The following is a 17,158-nucleotide window of genomic DNA, read 5'->3' on the forward strand; positions in this document are numbered from 1 at the left end:
GGGCCGACCTTTCCCTCACGCATTCGCAATGCCGGGCACAGCCTTACAAAGCCGCCCTGCCCATGTGAAGTCGCAGCGGGGGACATAGACAACGATACGCTGTCGCAATAGCTAAGCGATTACGCCCACGTCGCGGAATAGGTAGACGCGCTAGCTTCAGGTGCTAGTGGGGGAAATCCCCGTGGAGGTTCAAGTCCTCTCCTCGGCACCAGTCCAGATTAACACACGCTCGAAATAGCAACTAAAAACGCTGTCTCGAGCGTATTATCATCATCCAGGGGCCGTTAGCAGCCTCGTCCCCCGGTGCCGCAACCGCGGTTCAGGCTTTGCTGATAAATACCCGTGGATCGCAGTCATTTCCAATAGCTCCGCTATTCGATTAAATCGTTATCGATTCGGGCGGACTTGAGAGCTAACGAGCGACGGCGCAAGGCGCACGATTGGCCCCGAGAGCAATCAAGCAGAAATCATGACACGCGGGGTTTATCCGCAGGCATCGGCAGAGCTCGCTCAGCAACGCGCCAAACTGGCTCCGGAGATTCACCAGGCTTTTCAAGCCTTCAGCAAACAAGTGTTTGCCGATGGCGCCCTAACCGCAAAGACCAAACAGCTGATCGCTGTTGCGGTAGCGCATGTAACACAATGCCCATATTGCATTCGCGGTCATACCAAAGCGGCGTTGCGCGAAAACGCCAGCGCGGAGGAAATCATGGAAGCGATATGGGTCGCCTCCGAGATGCGTGCCGGCGGCGCCTATGCCCACTCTACCCCGGCGCTGGATACGGTAAACGAAGTGCACGCCAAGCACGGCCAGCGCTGAGCAAAATCGCAGACGGGCCGTTATGCGCCGGTTTGCCGCTGGCAGAAGTGGATTCGTTCCAACGCGTTAGCCCTCGAACGGGTGGCGCAAGACAATCGTGTCGTTGCGCTCGGCTCCGGTAGAGATCAGATCGATCGGCACACCCACCAGTTCTTCGATCTTCTCAAGATAAGCGCGCGCGGCCCGCGGCAGGTCCTGATAAGATCGCACGCCGAGCGTCGACGTCTGCCACCCCGGCAACTCCAGGTACTCCGGCACACACTCCGAGACGGCTTCGGCCTCGAAGGGCAGGGTATCCCAGATCTGATTGCTGCAACGGTAGCCGGCGCAAATTCGCAAAGTTTCCAGTCCATCCAGAACATCGAGTTTCGTCATGCACAGACCCGACAGGCTATTGATCTGCACGGCCCGGCGCATCGCCGCCGCATCGAACCAGCCGCACCGACGTGGCCGACCCGTGGTCGCCCCGAACTCGAGGCCTCGGCTCGCAATTCGCCCGCCCAACTCATCGAACAGCTCGGTCGGAAAAGGACCGGCGCCGACCCGCGTGGTGTAGGCTTTGGTGATCCCGAGCACATAGTCCAACTCGCGGGGGCCGATGCCGGTACCGGTCGCGGCCGCGCCAGCGGTCGTGTTCGAGGAGGTGACATACGGATACGTGCCGTGGTCGATATCGAGCAGCGTGCCCTGAGCCCCTTCAAAGAGCACGTTCTCTCCGGCTTGGCGCTTGCGGTGCAACAGCGCACCCACGTCGGTGACCATCGGCTCAAGCTGCACCGCCAGGCCCAGACACATCTCCAGCGTTTGCTGGAAATCCTGCGCCGCCTCGGCAAAATAGCGCTGCAGGACGAAATTATGGAAGTCCAATAGCTCGCCGAGCTTGGCAGCCAGCCGCTCACGGTGAAACAGATCTCCCACCCGCATACCACGCCGAGAGACCTTGTCCTCATAGGCCGGACCGATACCTCGCCCCGTGGTGCCGATGGCCGCTTTGCCCTTGGCCCGCTCACGCGCCCGGTCCAGCGCTACATGGGATGGCAGGATGACCGGACAGGCCGGACTGATGCGTAGGCGCTCGCGCGCCGGAACGCCGTTCGATTCCAGCGCCGCGATTTCATCCATCAGCGCGCTTGGCGAGAGCACCACGCCATTACCGATGAGGCAGAGCACGTGCGTGCGCAGAATCCCCGCGGGGATCAGATGGAGCACGGTCTTCTGCCCGTCGATCACCAGCGTGTGGCCGGCATTGTGGCCACCTTGAAAACGCGTTACCGCCGTGGCACGGTCGGTAAGCAAATCGACGACTTTGCCTTTGCCCTCATCGCCCCACTGGGAGCCGACAACGACTACGTTTCTACCCATCCGTCCTTCCGCTCAGCTCGGTCTCCGAGCCATCGCTCGACGCGTTACGCAAGCGCAGCCCGATTCGTCGGTGTCATACCCCGCCATTCGAACCGGAAAACGCACATAACCCCCTCGACGCCCTGGTGTCCGGCTCGCCTCCGCCACGCCATCGCAGCCGCTCCCCCGCCGGCTGCGTACTCTATCACAAGCGCTCAGGCGATTTTCACCTGCCAGCCACCGTTGTGCTTGACCAGCCGCCGGTCACAACCCATCGCCTGCAGCCCGGTTTCGTGCCCCGGCAGCAGCCACACCACCCGCTCGCCTGCCGCGCGCAGTTCACCGACTTTATCCAACAGCGCGACGTCGTCTTCATACGGTGCCGCGATGCCGCGCACCGTGGCTTCCTGGCCGCGCTCGCTCAGCGCGAACAATGTCTTGAGATCGGCGCTGAAGCCCGTCGCCGGTCGGGAGCGTCCGAACACGCGGCCAATATGATTGTAACGCCCGCCGCGAGCCACTTCATGGCTATGACCCGCAATGAATGCCGCAAACACCACCCCGGTATGGTATTGGTAACCACGCAGCTCACCGAGGTCGAAGTGCAGCGGCGTCCCGGGCAGCCCGCGCTGCAGTGCGCTGGCAATGGAACTCAATTCACGCAATGCCTGGTGTACGCAATCATCTGCGGCCATCAGATCGGCATTCGCTTGATCCAGGACCTCGACACCGCCACTGAACTCCGGCAGCGCCGCGAGCATACGGTGCAACGGCTCCGCCACGCCGAGGCTGGAAAGAATGGCGTCTATCTCCGCGCCCGCCTTACGCTGCAGGGCGTCCCACAAACGTTTTTCGGCCTCCGGATCCAACCCGGCCTGGGCAGCAAGACCGCGGAAAATACCGACATGCCCAAGGTCCAAGTGTGGCTGCACCACCCCGGCGATCCGCAAGGTCTCCAGCATCAAGGCGATGATCTCGGCATCGCTTTCAAAGCCGGCGTGACCGTACAGTTCCGCCCCGATCTGCAACGGGTTGCGCGAGCTACCCGGTCCTTCCATGCGCGTCTGCAGCACCGTGCCCAAATAACATAAGCGCACCGGACAATTCCGCCGAAGCTGATGCGCATCGATGCGCGCCGCCTGCGGAGTGATATCGGCCCGCACACCCATCATCCGCCCGGTGAGCTGATCGGTGAGCTTGAACGTCTGGAGATCGAGATCGTGCGCGGCGCCGGTGAGCAATGACTCCAGGTACTCGATCGTCGGCGGCATGACCAGGTCGTAGCCCCAGCAATAATAGCAATCGAGCAATTCCCGACGCAGCCGTTCCAAAGCGAACGCCCGAGGCGGCAGAATCTCGTCTACGCCGTCGGGCAGCAGCCAGCGGTTGACCTTGGCATAGTCATCGTCAGTCACGGCAGGGCAGCTCCAGCGGTGCGTTCAGTGGCGCACCAGGTACAACAGGATCACGCCGGTCAGCATCGTCACCAGGCCGGTGAGCCGAAGAGTTCGATTGTTCTGCTGAACCACTTGGAACATCATGCGACGCAGCAGATTGGGGCTGAGAAAAGGAAGTATTCCCTCGATCACGAGCACCAGTGCAACCGCAGTGATCAGCTCCTGCTGCATTTACCTTTACCCCAACGACGAACCCGCGCGCGCACTACCGGTCGCGCCCCTCTACTGCTTCTCCGCGCCCGGCTGATCGAAGTATCGGAGTAATTCCGTATCCGGCGACAACACGATGAGATCGTCCTCTCGCTTGAAAGCATTACGATAGGCCGCGAGGCTTCGATAGAAAGAATAAAACTCCGGTTGCCGGCTATGAACGGCTGCGTAGATATCGGCCGCCTCGGCATCACCGCTGCCGCGAACTTTCGATGCTTCGCGGCGGGCATTGGCCAGGATGATCTCGCGACGTCGATCCACCTCGGCCCGTATGCGCTCAGCCGCCTCCTCGCCCTCGGCTCGATACAGCCGTGCGGCGCGCTCACGCTCGGCACTCATCCGATCGTATACCGACTCGCTGACGTCATCCGGCAGATCGATGCGCTTGATCCGAACGTCGACGACCTCCACCCCGAGCGAGGAGGCCGCCTTATTGGTGTTCCGCTGCAGGATCTTCATGATCTCCACCCGGTCACCGGCTATCAACTCATTGATGGCGCGCTTGCCAAACTCGATGCGCAGCCCGTCCCTGACGATTTCCGAGAGGCGCAGATTAGCCCGCTCAGGGTTGCCACCCACGGTGGTGTAATATTTGCTGACGTCGTCGATCCGCCACTTTACAAAGGCATCGACAATCAGATTTTTCTGTTCCACGGTCAAGAACCGCTGAGGTTCCTCGTCCAACGTCTGGACGCGGGCATCGAACCGTTTGACGTTGTTGATGACCGGCCACTGGAAATGCAACCCCGGGGAAATGTCGGCCGCAATGATCTCGCCCAACCGAAATTTGAGCGCCGTCTGGGCCTGGCCGACGGTGTAGGTGCTGGCGTAAACGACCGCCAACCCGATCAGCCCCGCAATCACGATGAGGGATATGAGCTTGTTCATTATTAGCGAACCTCTCTCGAACGCCTGCGGCTGCCCTGGCGGCTGCTGGCCGCCTCGTCATTCTGCACGGACGGCAGCGCCGGGCCTGCCTCCTGCGGGGGTGTACTTACCCCCTCCGTGCGCTCCGGGCGTCGGGTCCGCTCCAGCATGCGGTCCAATGGCAGATACATGAGCGGCTGGCCGTCACGTCGCTCGCCGATCAGCACCTTGCCGCTGTTCCCGAGCACGTGCTCCATGGTATCCAGGTAAAGCCGCGTGCGCATGACTTCCGGGGATTGGGCATATTCGCTAGCGATCTGCTCGAAACGGCTGGATTCACCCGTGGCCTGGGCGACCACCGTCGCCTTGTAGGCGTCGGCCTGCTCGCGGATTCGCGCCGCCTCACCCTGGGCCTTGGGAATGATCGCATTGCGATAACCCTCCGCCCGACTGATCAAACGCTGCTTGTCCTCGCGCGCCTTGATAACGTCCAGAAAAGCGCTCTGCACCTGCTCGGGAGGCTGGATATCCTGAACGGCCACGGTTACCACATCGAGGCCCAGATCGTAGCGCTCCGTGACGTTCTCGATCACCGCCCGAGTCTGACTGGCTACCTCCGCCCGCCCCCGCGTGAGCACGAAGTCCATGTCGTTTTTGCCGATCACCTCGCGCAAGGCGCTTTCGGTGACGGCTTTCAACGTCTGATCCGGATCCCGGAAGTTGAAGACGTATTTGGCCGGATCGGACACATGATATTGAACGGCGAGCCGGACATTGACGATGTTCTCGTCTTGGGTGAGCATCAGCGCCTCGGCGAGTACCGGGCGGGTACGCTCAGGATTGAGGGCATCATAGCCGATCGTGAGACGCCGCCGCTGCTCCACGTTGACCCGTTCCACCTGCTCGATGGGATACGGCAGATGCCAGTGAGCGCCGGGCAGCGTGGTGGCGGTGTACTTGCCGAAGCGGGTCACCAACCCACGCCAACCCTGGTCGACGATGTAGAAACCCGAGAGCAGCCAGATGATGACGCCGAGGGCGAGGACAACGGCAATGCCGATCATTCCCGGGCCGCCACGACCCGGTCCTGCGCCTCCCCCGCCGCGGTTATCCCGCCCGCCAAAGAGCCACTTGAAGCGTTCCTTGAGCTTGCGCACGAGCTCATCGAGATCAGGCGGCCCCTGTCCATCGCGCCGCCCGCCCCATGGGTCTCGGTTCCCGCTCCCCGGATCGTTCCAGCTCATGTACCACTCCGTAGTTGCTTTGCGCGCTTCCGGCCGGGCGGGCTGACCTCACTAAGCTTGACGGACAGGCAGCAGCCGACCTCAAGGGAGATCGATCGAGCTGCCCTTTACCACATCAAGAGAGACAGAGGCTTATCCCCGAGGCTCGGCACCCCGGACACCGGCACAAACCGCGAATATTAAATAGCCCGGCGTTATTCTCGCAATAGACGCTTAATGATCTGCGGGCCACAGCTCGAGGCTCGCTTTCTCCTGGCGACGCAAACGCGCCCATTCGCGTTGCGACAGTTCCACCTCCAGCTCGCAGACACCGTGTTCGCTGACCTGCTCATCCAACACCTGCCCGAGCGCGTAGAAGCGAGCCCGCAGGCGACCTTCAGCGGGCGAGAGCCGGATTCGGCCATGCACTCGCGCCAGACCGATACGCTCGGTGATCGCGGCGTGCAGCAGCTCCATGCCCTCGCCGCTATGCGCCGAGACCCAAACCGCCGAGGCTCGGCCGGATCCGTCGCGTTCCAGCCTGGCCGAACCGCCACTCAGATCGATTTTATTGAAAACCAAAAGCACGGGCAGCTCGCCCGCGCCGATATCGCGCAGCACCCGCTCCACCTCGAGCCGCCGCTCCTCACGCAGAGGATCAGCAGTGTCGATCACGTGCAGTAACAAATCCGCCTCCGCCACCTCTTCCAGCGTCGAGCGGAAAGCAGCGACCAGCTGGTGCGGAAGCGCGCGGAGGAAGCCGACCGTGTCGGCGAGGATAGCCGATTCCGAACCCGGCAGATCAACCCGCCGCAGTGTCGTATCCAAAGTCGCAAAGAGCAAATCCGCGGTATAGACCTCCGACGAGGTCAGGCGGTTGAACAAAGCCGATTTCCCGGCATTGGTATAGCCAACGAAAGAAATGGTCAAAAGCTCGCGCTTGCGACGCGCTTGCCGGCCCTGCTGGCGCTGGCGGCGCACCTTGGCAAGCCGTTTTTCAAGCTGTTTGATACGCTGGCCAAGCAACCGTCGGTCCAGCTCGAGCTGCGTCTCGCCGGGCCCACGCAGCCCAATGCCGCCCTTCTGGCGCTCCAAGTGGCTCCACCCCCTGACCAATCGACTCGCGATATGGCGCAGCTGTGCCAGCTCCACCTGCAGCTTGCCTTCATGTGAGCGAGCGCGCAGAGCAAAGATATCGAGGATCAAACCGGTGCGATCCAACACCCGAGCACCTACCGCCCGCTCCAGGTTGCGCTCCTGCGCCGGCGAGAGCTCGTGATTGATCAATATCAAATTGGCCCCTGTCTCACGGATCCGCGCCGTGAGCTCGTCCACCTTGCCCTTGCCGATAAAGTAGCGAGGATCGGGGGTCGGGCGGCGGTTGACCAGCCTGTCCACCACCACCGCACCGGCGGTCTCCGCCAGCGCGGTGAGCTCCGTGAAGCCCTCCTCGATGTCGAAGGCACCGTTATCGAGCTGAATCAGGATGGCCTGTTCGCCGCCCTGCGGTCGGTCAAAGAGCTGGGCGGGCGCCGTATCCGCCCGCACAAGGTCAATATTTGTTTCCGATGTCGTTGTTACTGCGGTCATCCGGCTGATGCGGTCTGATGTTGCGCACCGGTACAATCGTGGAGATGGCATGCTTATAGACCATCTGGCTGACACTGTTGCGCAGCAGAAGCACGAATTGGTCGAACGACTCAATCTGGCCCTGCAGTTTGATGCCGTTCACCAAATATATGGAGACTGGTACCTTTTCCTTGCGAAGGGCGTTGAGAAACGGCTCCTGAAGTGATTGCCCCTTAGCCATTCCAGTGACTCCTCGTGCTCTCGGCGATTTGTTGTTATCCGGGCCCATCGCAGCATGCCCGCCGTTGCGTCCCTGCCTGGATACCGCTGTATCCGAGCTTTTATGAATTAGCATAGCAGTATTGGCTTGAATTTAGCAGTATTGGCTTGAATTTACCCCAGATTGGTATATGTGCTTCGCTTTAACCTGGCGGCAACGCGAACGCTCGACTCGGTGGCGTCGATCCACATGGCATCGTGCTCGCGGCGCAGCCACGTGAGTTGTCGCTTGGCAAACTGCCGTGTGGCGACAATCCCGCGCTCGACCATCGTAGCGTAATCACATTCCCCGTCCAGATAACTCCACACCTGTCGATAACCGACGGCTCGCATCGAGGGCTTGTTCAGGTCGAGGTCGTGACGCTGGCGCAGTCCGACCACCTCGTCCACGAAGCCGGCGGCGAGCATCCGTCGAAACCGCGAGGCGATACGCCGGTGCAGGACCTCCCGCGAGACCGGTGTTATAACAAATTTGATCAGCGGGTAGGGAAATTGTTCCAAACTTTGGCGCTGAATCAATCTACTTAGTGTCACCCCTGTCAATTCATGCACTTCCAAGGCACGCTGAATGCGCTGCGCGTCGTTGCGGTGCACCCGCGCGGCGGTCTCTGGATCCACCCGCGCCAGACGCTCATGCAGCTTTGGCCAGCCGTGGCGCTGCGCCTGCCGCTCCAGATCATCTCGGAGGCGCTGATCGGCCACCGGCAGATCGGCCAGCCCGCCAATGAGCGTACGGAAATACAGCATGCTGCCACCGACAAGCAGCGGAATGCGCCCGCGCGCACGAATCGCCTCGATCGCGGATAACGCCTCGTCACGAAACTCCGCCGCGGAAAAACACTCCCCGGGATCGCGAATATCGATCAGGCGATGTGGCGCGATCGCCAGAACCTGCGGAGACGGTTTGGCGGAGCCGATGTTCATATCCCGATACACCAGTGCCGAATCGACACTGATGATGTCGCAAGGCAGCGTGGCGACCAGTTCGACCGCAACCGCTGTCTTTCCGGAAGCGGTCGGACCCATCAGGAAAATAACCGGCAGAGGCTTTGCCATGATCGTCAACGACCACGCAGGAAGAGTCGATCGAGCTCGCCCAGCGTAAGCCGCGTCCAAGTCGGGCGGCCATGATTGCACTGACCCATATTGGGGGTGCGCTCCATGTCGCGCAGCAGCGCATTCATTTCCGCAACCGTAAGCCGGCGGTGCGCGCGCACCGAGCCGTGGCAGGCCATGGTGGCCAACACCTGATCGATCACCGCCTCGAGTTGTCCGCCGGCTCCTTGCGTCGCAAGGCCGCTCAGCACATCCCTGAGCAGTGCCGCAACGTCAAGCTGTCCGAGTAGCGCCGGCGTGCGCCTGACGAGGAGCACATCGGGTGCGATGCGATCCACTTCGAATTCCAGGTCTCGAAACAGGCGTGCGCAGTCCTCGGCCGCGTCCGCCTCCGCCGGCGTTACGGTAACCCGTCGCGGCACCAGTAGCGCCTGCCCGGTAAGGCCATTGCGATCGACCTCGGCTTTGAGCCGCTCGTAGACAATTCGCTCGTGCGCCGCATGCATATCCACCAGGATGAGTCCCTGCGCATCCTCGCAGAGCACGTAGACGCCATGGAGCTGGGCCAAAGCATACCCTAATGGTGGGACAGCGGCCCGGCTCGTTGCCTCGGGCACGGGGTGGCCTGGCAGAGCGCGCGCCAACGGCCGGGGCGCAGCGCCCGCATCGGCTCTGCCGGAAGCGGCATGGCTCGGCCGCTCAGCGTCCGGCGGCGCATCGTCAGCGCTTGCGTAGAATTCGGACGCCTCGCCCACACGCAAGGCGATCGAAGGCTGCCAAGGCAATGGATAGCTCGGCTGCTCCTGTTGCGCCGCGGCGGGGCACGAAGCCGTGGGCGCCGCTGTCCCGAACGGGTACGCGAGCGCCCGACGCAGCTGATGGCAAAGAAAATCATAAACCAGCCGCGGTTCGCGGAAACGCACCTCGTACTTGCTCGGATGCACGTTCACATCCACCTCCGCCGGGTCCATCTCGAGATAGAGCACGTATATGGGGTGCTTGTCTCTGTACAAAAGGTCCCCGTACGCACGGCGGATGGCATGCCCGGCCAAACGGTCCCGGATCACGCGACCGTTGAGGCAGAGGTATTGCAAATCGGCCTGGGCTCGGGCCGCGCTCGGCAGACCGATCCACCCCCGAAGGGCCAAACCCGCCGCTTCCACATCCAAGGCAAGCGTCTGGCCGACGAAATCCCGCCCCAACAGCGCCGCCAGGCGTGTTTGCTGATCAACGCTCGTGCCAGCCGGCAGCACTCGAAGGTGGCCGCGGCCATGGCAGTTCAGCACGAACCCGACGTCAGGGCGACTCAGGGCGACCCGCTTGAGCAGCGCCTGTATGTGGCGCAGCTCGGTTTGCTCGGTGCGCAAAAACTTCCGTCGTGCAGGCGTATTGTGAAACAGATCGCGGACGACCACCGACGTCCCTGCCGGATGGGCCGCTGGCGCGACCTCGCCGAGCATCTCCCCACCGCTTAGCTCCAGACGCCAGCCATGCTCGCTGCCGCGCGGGCACGTGATGAGCGACAAGCGGGCCACCGAGGCTATGCTCGGCAGCGCCTCGCCACGGAATCCCAGGCTCGTGATGCGCTGCAGGTCGCCGGGTTCGCGAATCTTGCTGGTCGCATGGCGGCCGACAGCCAAGCGCAAATCCTCGCAGCCCATGCCAATACCGTCATCGCGCACACGTATCAGGCGCTTACCGCCGCCTTCGACGGTGACCTCGATCCAACTCGCCTCGGCATCCAGCGCATTCTCCACCAACTCCTTCACGACCGCCGCGGGGCGCTCGATCACCTCGCCGGCGGCGATCTGATTGACAAGCTGTGCCGACAGGCGGCGAATAACGACCGCGGGCGAGGGAGTATCGCTCGACTGACTCATGCGATCATTATGCCGAACATCGCCCGCTCGGGTCAGCTCACCCAGACGCGCTTGCCTAAAGGGGCGGCAAGCGGCGTGATTTGGGCACCCGCGAAACGGCGTTCATGTGGGATGCCTACGGGGGGCTACGGGATCACCAATCGAGCGCCGATCGCAATCATATCGCCCCCTAGGTCATTGACCTTGCGCAGTTGCTTGACGCTGACGCCGTACTCCTGCGCGATGGCACTCAAGGTATCGCCGCGCCGTACGACGTGCTCCTGGCTGCCGGCCATGCGCCGGCCCGGCATGAAATCATTGATGTAGGCACTGATGCCCCGCTCCAGCGCGCGCGCGAGCTTCCACTGGAAACGGCTGCTTCGCAGCCGCCGCTCCTCGCCGGGATTGGAAATGAATGCGCTTTCCACCAATACCGAGGGCATATCCAGCGACTTGAGCACGACGAATCCCGCCCGCTCCACCGAGCTCTTGTGAAGTTCGCCGACGTCGTTCAAACCTTTGAGCATGGATTGCGCGAGATAGGTGCTCGACTCGATCGTTGCCGCGCGCGAGAGATCGACCAGCACAGTCGCAACGAGATCATCCTTGCCGTCCAGGGAAACACCACCAATGCGGTCAGCGGAGTTCTCCCGCTGCGCCAGCAATCGCGCAGCCTCGGTCGAGGCACCATTGCGCGAGAGAACGTAGACGGACGCCCCCTGGGCTGTGCCATCACCGATTGAATCGGCATGGATCGATATGAAGAGGTCCGCCTGCGCCTTGCGCGCGAGCGCCGTGCGCTCACGCAAGCCCACATAGTGATCGTCCTCGCGCGTCAGCATCGCACGCATCCCCGAGCGTGCGGAGACCAACTCGGCGAGTTTCCGGGCAATGCTCAAGGTGACCGTTTTCTCGAAAGTCCCGAGCCGACCGATTGCTCCGGGGTCTTCCCCTCCATGACCGGCATCGATAGCCACCACCATTTCGCGCGGCTGCTCTGCCAGCGTCTTGACCGGCTCCTGAGGGTTCTGGGGTTTCTCGAGATCCACCACCAGCCGATTGCCGTAGGTCTTGTTCGGCTCGACCAGAAAGCTCTTCAGCCGGGCGGCTTGCCGCAGATCAAAGACCACTCGCAGATCGTTTCCGTTGCGAGCTGCGGCGCGTATGCCCTCCAGCACGCCGACCGGCTCCCGAGACTCGAGCAGGTTCTGGGACAGCGCCGCGCCTTGGACGTCGAGCACAGCGCGACTCGGGTTGCTGAGTGTAAACAGCCGGTACTCGACCGGCCGGGTGAGATCGAAAACCACCCGCGTATGATCCGGCCCCGCCCAGGTACGGATTCGTTTGATGATCGTCTGTTTGCCCGCTGCCCCCGCACAAACGCAGCACAACAGGGCGAATAGCAGCCAACGCTTCATTTCCGGCCTTGTTCTTATGCCGCCGCGTCTGTTGTTAGCTAGCCATAGTGCATCGCTATTTTCAAGTTATTTTTCCGCAATTGTAGATAGATAGCGTCATATCTTTGTGTTTATTCTCAATCCCGACGTAGCTGAGCGAGAAGCATCGCTCCCGTGGAACTAGAAGCCGCCAACTCCGCTGCGCGTGCCGTCCCGGCGACTCGAAGCGTGATCACCAGATCGGGAGCCGGCAAGGCATCGCCGCCCCGCTCGGGCCACTCGATCAGCAATACCGCCGGCCCGCGCAGCAGATCACGCAAGCCGATGTATTCAAGCTCCTCGGGGTCCGCAAGGCGGTAGAGGTCCAAGTGATAGAGACAACACTCGCCCACCTGATACGGCTCGACCAAGGTGAACGTCGGGCTGCGCACCGGCCCTTCGTGACCCAACGCGCGCAGCAGGCCCCGCACCAGGGTCGTCTTTCCCGCACCGAGCTCACCGGTGAGGTTGATATAGCAACTCCGTGGCAGAACGGCCGCGATCTGCGCGCCGAGCGCGGCCGTCGCCTGCGGGTGGGGTAGGTGGCGCTGATGAGTCATCGCGGATTGGCGAGCCGGCGCAGCGGCTCGAACAAATCCGCAGCCAATAGGCCACGCTCTCCGTGCGCCGCCGCTTGATCGGCGGCAAGCGCATGCAACCAGACGCCGCTCACCGCCGCTGCTTCCGGGTCCAGCCCCTGGGCGAGCAAGCCGGCGATGACACCGCTGAGCACGTCACCCATACCGCCGCTGGCCATACCCGGATTACCCCGATCGCACAGCCACGTGAGGCGCGCCGTGCGGATCAAGCTGCCCGCCCCTTTGAGAACGATCACTCCGCCGAACCGCGCCTGCAACGCTTCGGCGGCCGCAAAGCGATCGGCCTGCACGTCGGCGGCGGAACAGTCAAGCAAACGGCCCGCCTCACCTGGATGGGGGGTTAGAACCCAATCCTCGCCTCGCGATGGTGCCCGCGCGAGCCGGTTGAGGCCATCCGCATCGACCACGAGAGGACCGTCGAATTCGATGCAGCGCCCGAACAGTTCTCGACTCCAATCGCTGTCGCCCAGACCGGGGCCGAGCACCGCGACCGTTGCCCGTCGGAACAGGGGGTCCAGCTCCGAGGAGGCGGCGATGCCACGGCACATGACCTCCGGACGCGCGGCGAGGATGGGCGACACATGCTCCGCTCGGGTAGCCGCCGTGACCAGCCCCGCACCCACGCGCCCGGCCGCCTCCGCCGCCATCCGTACCGCGCCGCCCATACCGCGATCACCACCCACGATCAGGACATGACCGAACAGTCCCTTGTGGGCCGTACGCTGTCGCGGCGCAAGATGCGGGGTCACTTGAGCGGTGGTGATCCTGCGGGCGGCCGGCTCAATGCCGCTTGATGCCGCCGCCGGCACGTCCAAATCGCTGAACGTCAACTCTCCAGTATGGGCTGGCGCATCCGCCGTAAACAATCCCTGCTTGAGAACAATGAAGCTCGCTGTGGCTTGCGCCCGCACCGCCACGCCCATGGTTCCACCGGAATCGCCGTGAATACCGGAAGGGATATCGATGGCCAACACCGGCCGCTGTGCCGCGTTGATCGCCTCGATCGCCTGGGCGAAGCGCCCTTCCACGGGGCGATCCAGTCCGGTACCGAGCACGGCATCGACGATAACATCGACCTCGCTGAGCGCCCCGGCATCGAAAGCCTCCACCGCGCCGAGCTCGAGATAGTCCTTCGCGGCCAGCCCCGCCGTGCCCTGCAGACGCCGCGGCTCGATGAGTGTCAGCACGCGCACGGCGAGACCATCACGCAGCGCAAAGCGCGCCAGGACATAGCCGTCGCCCGCGTTGTTGCCACCGCCACAGATAACGCCGATGCGCCGCGCCTGAGGCCAATGCCGGCGCAGCGCCCGATAGGCCACACGCCCGGCACGCTCCATAAGCGTATAACCGGGAATGCCATGGACATCGATAGCGCGGCGATCCACCTCCCGGCTCTGCTCGGTACGGTAAAGCTCACGTGGCAGTCGCTCCATGAGTGCCATTATAGTCATCCAGGCAGCGGGGTCAGTAACCGCGCAACCGCGTTAGAATAACGCGATGAGCGACTTGCCGGAGCATCTCGACTTGCAAGCCCTCGCCGAGGATATCCAGCGCTGGGGCCATGAGCTTGGCTTCGACCGGATCGGAATCGTCACGCCCGATCTGGGCAGCGACGAGGCGCACCTGTTGCGATGGCTGCGTCGTGGCTATCACGGTGACATGAGCTACATGGCCCGCCACGGAGTCAAGCGCGCGCGGCCCCATCGCCTGCTACCGGGGACCGTGCGCGTGATTTGCGTACGGACGAACTATCGCCCCCCGGGGCTCGAGCCGGACGGACGAATCCTGCAGGACGGGCGCCGCGCTTTCATCGCTCGCTACGCTTTGGGCCGTGACTATCACAAGCTCATGCGCCGGCGGCTGCAAGCGCTTGCCCGGCGCATCGAGAGCGTCGTGGGTGCGTTCGGCTACCGGGCATTCGTCGACAGCGCCCCCGTGCTGGAAAAAGCGCTGGCGCGCGACGCGGGCCTTGGCTGGATCGGTAAGAACACCCTGCTGTTGAGTCGCGATGCCGGTTCCTATTTCCTGCTCGGGGAGCTATTCACCGACCTGCCGTTGCCACCAAGCGCTACCGACGGCGAGCACTGCGGCAGTTGCCGAGCCTGCTTGGAAATTTGCCCAACCCAGGCGATCACCGGACCGTATCAACTCGACGCCCGCCGCTGCATCTCCTACCTGACGATCGAGCATCAAGGGAGCATCCCCGAGGCATTGCGCCCCCTCATCGGCAACCGAGTCTTCGGCTGTGACGACTGCCAAGCCATCTGTCCCTGGAACAAGTTCGCCCGGTCGACCGACGAGCCCGACTTCCGGCCGCGGCACGGCTTGGACACGGCCGAGCTCGTCGCGCTCATGCGCTGGAATGAGGCGGAGTTTCTCGAGCGCACCGCCGGTTCGGCGATTCGCCGCCTCGGCCACGCGCGGTGGCTGCGCAATCTGGCGGTTGCCTTGGGCAACGCGCCGCGCGACGAGGCCGTGCTCCACGTCCTACGCGAACGCCTGCACCATCCCTCCGCATTGGTGCGTGAGCACGTCGCTTGGGCCCTTGCGCGACAGACCGGCATATCGTAGCGCCGCTCCCGCTTGTAACCGGTAAGCCTCCGGCGTCGCGGCGCATCAAGGGCCCGACCAGTCGCGAAATCGGCGCACCAGCCCGCGCGTCGACGAATCGATGTCCGTTGCGGGCTTGTCCTCCCCCGCAAGCAGGGGCCCGAGCTCGAGTGCAATCTGCTTGCCGAGCTCGACACCCCACTGATCGAAGGCATTGACGCCCCAAATCACGCTCTGCACGAAAGTCCGATGCTCATACATCGCCAATAACATGCCAAAGCTGCGGGGCGTGAGCTCGCGCAGCAAAATGACGTTGCTCGGGCGCCCGCCGGCACAGACCCGGTGCGGGGTGAGGGCCGCGATTTGCGCCTCGTCCAGGCCTTTCGTTTCCATCTGCGCGCGAACCTCCTCGGCGCTGCGCCCGCGCATCAGCGCCTGACTTTGCGCAATGAGATTCGCCACGGCCTGAGTCGAATCGCCTGCTTCTCTCTGCGCGACGCGACCGACAATCCCGATGAAGTCGACGGGTACGATCTCGGTACCCTGGTGCAGGGCCTGAAAAAAAGCATGCTGTGCGGGTGTACCGGTCAAACCCCAGATCACGGGCGCGGTTCGCCACGTCACCGCCTGACCGTCGACGGTCACGGACTTGCCGTTGCTTTCCATGACCAACTGCTGCAGATACGCCGGCAAGCGTCGTAGGCGCTCGGTATAGGCGATGATTGCCAGGGCCGGCATACCGAGGAAGGTAACGTACCAGACGTCGAGCAGTCCCAGTATCACGGGGATGTTCTCGGCGAAGGGCGCGTCCTGGAAATGGCGGTCCATGATGTGAGCACCGGCGAGCATCTCCTGGAAGCGCTCCATTCCAATGGCCATAGCGACGGCCAGTCCGACCGCGGACCAGAGCGAGTAGCGCCCGCCGACCCAATCCCACATGGGCAACGCGGAGGCCGGTTCCAACCCCATATCCCGGACCCGCTCCAGATTGGCGGTAACGGCAATGAAGTGCCGTTGCCAATCCGCCGCCCCACCCAGCGTCGAGCGGCACCAATGCATCGCATGGCGGGCATTGGTCAATGTTTCCGCAGTGTCGAAGCTCTTGGAGACGATCAAAAAAAGTGTCCGCTGCGGCGTGCAGCGGCGGAAGACTTCACTGAGCTCGCTGCCCTCGACGTTCGCGACGAAATGCACACGCGGCCCATCTGTTGTGTATCCGAGCGCCTCCACGGCCAGCCTAGGACCTAAATCCGAGCCGCCGATCCCCAGATTGACCACATCGGTAATCGCCTCGCCGCTCGCCCCGAGGTAGCGACCGCCACGCACCTCGTCCACGAGCCGTTGCATGCGGCTGCGGCATTCCCTGATCTCGCGTGCGCGGGCATCATCGCCCGCAACCGAGGCCCCGGGTCGGGGTGCGGGCGCGCGCAGGGCCGTATGCAATGCCGCACGGCCTTCCGTCACGTTGACCGGCTCGCCGGCAAAGAGCCGCTCGCGGTGCGCTTCCAATGCGGATTGGCGCGCGAGCGAAAACAGCAGATCAAGTGTTTCACCGCTGATTCGATTTTTCGAATAGTCCAACAACAGATCGTCGAGTTCGATCGAGAAACGCTCGAATCGGTGAGGGTCGCGCTCGAAGAAGCCGCGTAAGGAGAGCTCTTCCATCACCCGGCGATGGCGGCTCAGGGATAACCAGGCCGGTTGCTCGTTAAGCCGCTTCATCATCCGCCTCCCTACGCCGTCCGGGCATGAGCCAATAGCATAGCGCGTTTCCGAGCCTTACCAATGCACACGGCGCGTCTGTGTTCTAAGGAAAGGAAGCCTCAGTAACCGGAGGAATGTTTTTTTCTCGAGAGGGACGCCGGAATTCCCGGCAACGGGACGGGGCCGAG

15 protein-coding genes and 1 tRNA gene are annotated in these 17,158 nt (G+C 63.1%); 3 read left to right on the plus strand and 13 right to left on the minus strand.

Features of this window, described 5'->3' with window-relative positions:
- Nucleotides 1–129 precede the first annotated feature (129 nt).
- Together AC52Q4_RS10070 and AC52Q4_RS10075 are read left to right on the plus strand one after the other, a co-directional pair.
- Nucleotides 130–211: transfer RNA gene (locus tag AC52Q4_RS10070), tRNA-Leu, on the plus strand.
- Between the two features lie 258 nt (nt 212–469).
- Nucleotides 470–820: a carboxymuconolactone decarboxylase family protein gene (locus tag AC52Q4_RS10075; RefSeq protein ID WP_495536668.1), complete on the plus strand. Its 351-nt coding sequence runs from the start codon at nt 470–472 to the stop codon at nt 818–820.
- A 66-nt stretch (nt 821–886) separates the two neighbouring features.
- Here the strand turns inward: AC52Q4_RS10075 and AC52Q4_RS10080 are convergent, their stop codons facing one another.
- The 12 genes from AC52Q4_RS10080 to AC52Q4_RS10135 form a co-directional block, all read right to left on the minus strand.
- Nucleotides 887–2,182: an adenylosuccinate synthase gene (locus tag AC52Q4_RS10080; RefSeq protein ID WP_495536669.1), complete on the minus strand. Its 1,296-nt coding sequence runs from the start codon at nt 2,180–2,182 to the stop codon at nt 887–889.
- A gap of 194 nt (nt 2,183–2,376) precedes the next feature.
- Nucleotides 2,377–3,576 (minus strand): ATP phosphoribosyltransferase regulatory subunit, encoded by a 1,200-nt coding sequence (locus AC52Q4_RS10085; protein ID WP_495536670.1) that lies wholly within the window; start codon nt 3,574–3,576, stop codon nt 2,377–2,379.
- Nucleotides 3,577–3,600: 24 nt separating this feature from the next.
- On the minus strand, nt 3,601–3,789 hold the full coding sequence (locus AC52Q4_RS10090; protein WP_495536671.1) for a DUF2065 domain-containing protein: 189 nt from the start codon (nt 3,787–3,789) through the stop codon (nt 3,601–3,603).
- A gap of 51 nt (nt 3,790–3,840) precedes the next feature.
- Entirely contained in the window at nt 3,841–4,716 is an 876-nt protein-coding gene (hflC, locus tag AC52Q4_RS10095) for a protease modulator HflC (protein ID WP_495536672.1), read from the minus strand.
- A 2-nt stretch (nt 4,717–4,718) separates the two neighbouring features.
- Nucleotides 4,719–5,939 carry an FtsH protease activity modulator HflK gene (gene hflK / locus AC52Q4_RS10100; RefSeq protein ID WP_495536673.1) on the minus strand — a complete coding sequence of 407 codons (1,221 nt, stop codon included), beginning with the start codon at nt 5,937–5,939 and terminating at the stop codon, nt 4,719–4,721.
- A 213-nt stretch (nt 5,940–6,152) separates the two neighbouring features.
- Complete coding sequence (gene hflX / locus AC52Q4_RS10105) at nt 6,153–7,466, minus strand: ribosome rescue GTPase HflX (protein ID WP_495536674.1); 1,314 nt, start codon at nt 7,464–7,466, stop codon at nt 6,153–6,155.
- Nucleotides 7,467–7,470: 4 nt separating this feature from the next.
- Complete coding sequence (gene hfq / locus AC52Q4_RS10110) at nt 7,471–7,728, minus strand: RNA chaperone Hfq (protein WP_495536675.1); 258 nt, start codon at nt 7,726–7,728, stop codon at nt 7,471–7,473.
- Between the two features lie 152 nt (nt 7,729–7,880).
- Entirely contained in the window at nt 7,881–8,822 is a 942-nt protein-coding gene (gene miaA / locus AC52Q4_RS10115; protein WP_495536676.1) for a tRNA (adenosine(37)-N6)-dimethylallyltransferase MiaA, read from the minus strand.
- Nucleotides 8,823–8,827: 5 nt separating this feature from the next.
- Nucleotides 8,828–10,702, minus strand: a complete 1,875-nt coding sequence (gene mutL / locus AC52Q4_RS10120; protein ID WP_495536677.1) for a DNA mismatch repair endonuclease MutL — start codon at nt 10,700–10,702, stop codon at nt 8,828–8,830.
- A gap of 125 nt (nt 10,703–10,827) precedes the next feature.
- Nucleotides 10,828–12,099, minus strand: coding sequence for an N-acetylmuramoyl-L-alanine amidase (locus AC52Q4_RS10125; RefSeq protein ID WP_495536678.1), 1,272 nt, complete (start codon nt 12,097–12,099; stop codon nt 10,828–10,830).
- 116 nt (nt 12,100–12,215) lie between these two features.
- Nucleotides 12,216–12,677, minus strand: a complete 462-nt coding sequence (gene tsaE, locus AC52Q4_RS10130; RefSeq protein ID WP_495536679.1) for a tRNA (adenosine(37)-N6)-threonylcarbamoyltransferase complex ATPase subunit type 1 TsaE — start codon at nt 12,675–12,677, stop codon at nt 12,216–12,218.
- Entirely contained in the window at nt 12,674–14,167 is a 1,494-nt protein-coding gene (locus AC52Q4_RS10135) for an NAD(P)H-hydrate dehydratase (RefSeq protein ID WP_495536680.1), read from the minus strand. The genes tsaE and AC52Q4_RS10135 overlap by 4 nt, the downstream gene beginning before the upstream one ends.
- Before the next feature lie 46 nt (nt 14,168–14,213).
- On the opposite strand from AC52Q4_RS10135, the gene queG reads away from it, so the two are divergent.
- Nucleotides 14,214–15,287, plus strand: a complete 1,074-nt coding sequence (gene queG, locus AC52Q4_RS10140; RefSeq protein ID WP_495536681.1) for a tRNA epoxyqueuosine(34) reductase QueG — start codon at nt 14,214–14,216, stop codon at nt 15,285–15,287.
- A 45-nt stretch (nt 15,288–15,332) separates the two neighbouring features.
- Here queG and pgi read toward each other — a convergent pair whose 3' ends face one another.
- Nucleotides 15,333–16,988, minus strand: coding sequence for a glucose-6-phosphate isomerase (gene pgi / locus AC52Q4_RS10145; protein ID WP_495536682.1), 1,656 nt, complete (start codon nt 16,986–16,988; stop codon nt 15,333–15,335).
- Nucleotides 16,989–17,158 lie beyond the last annotated feature (170 nt).

It is taken from the genome of Nitrococcus sp. (assembly GCF_059432795.1).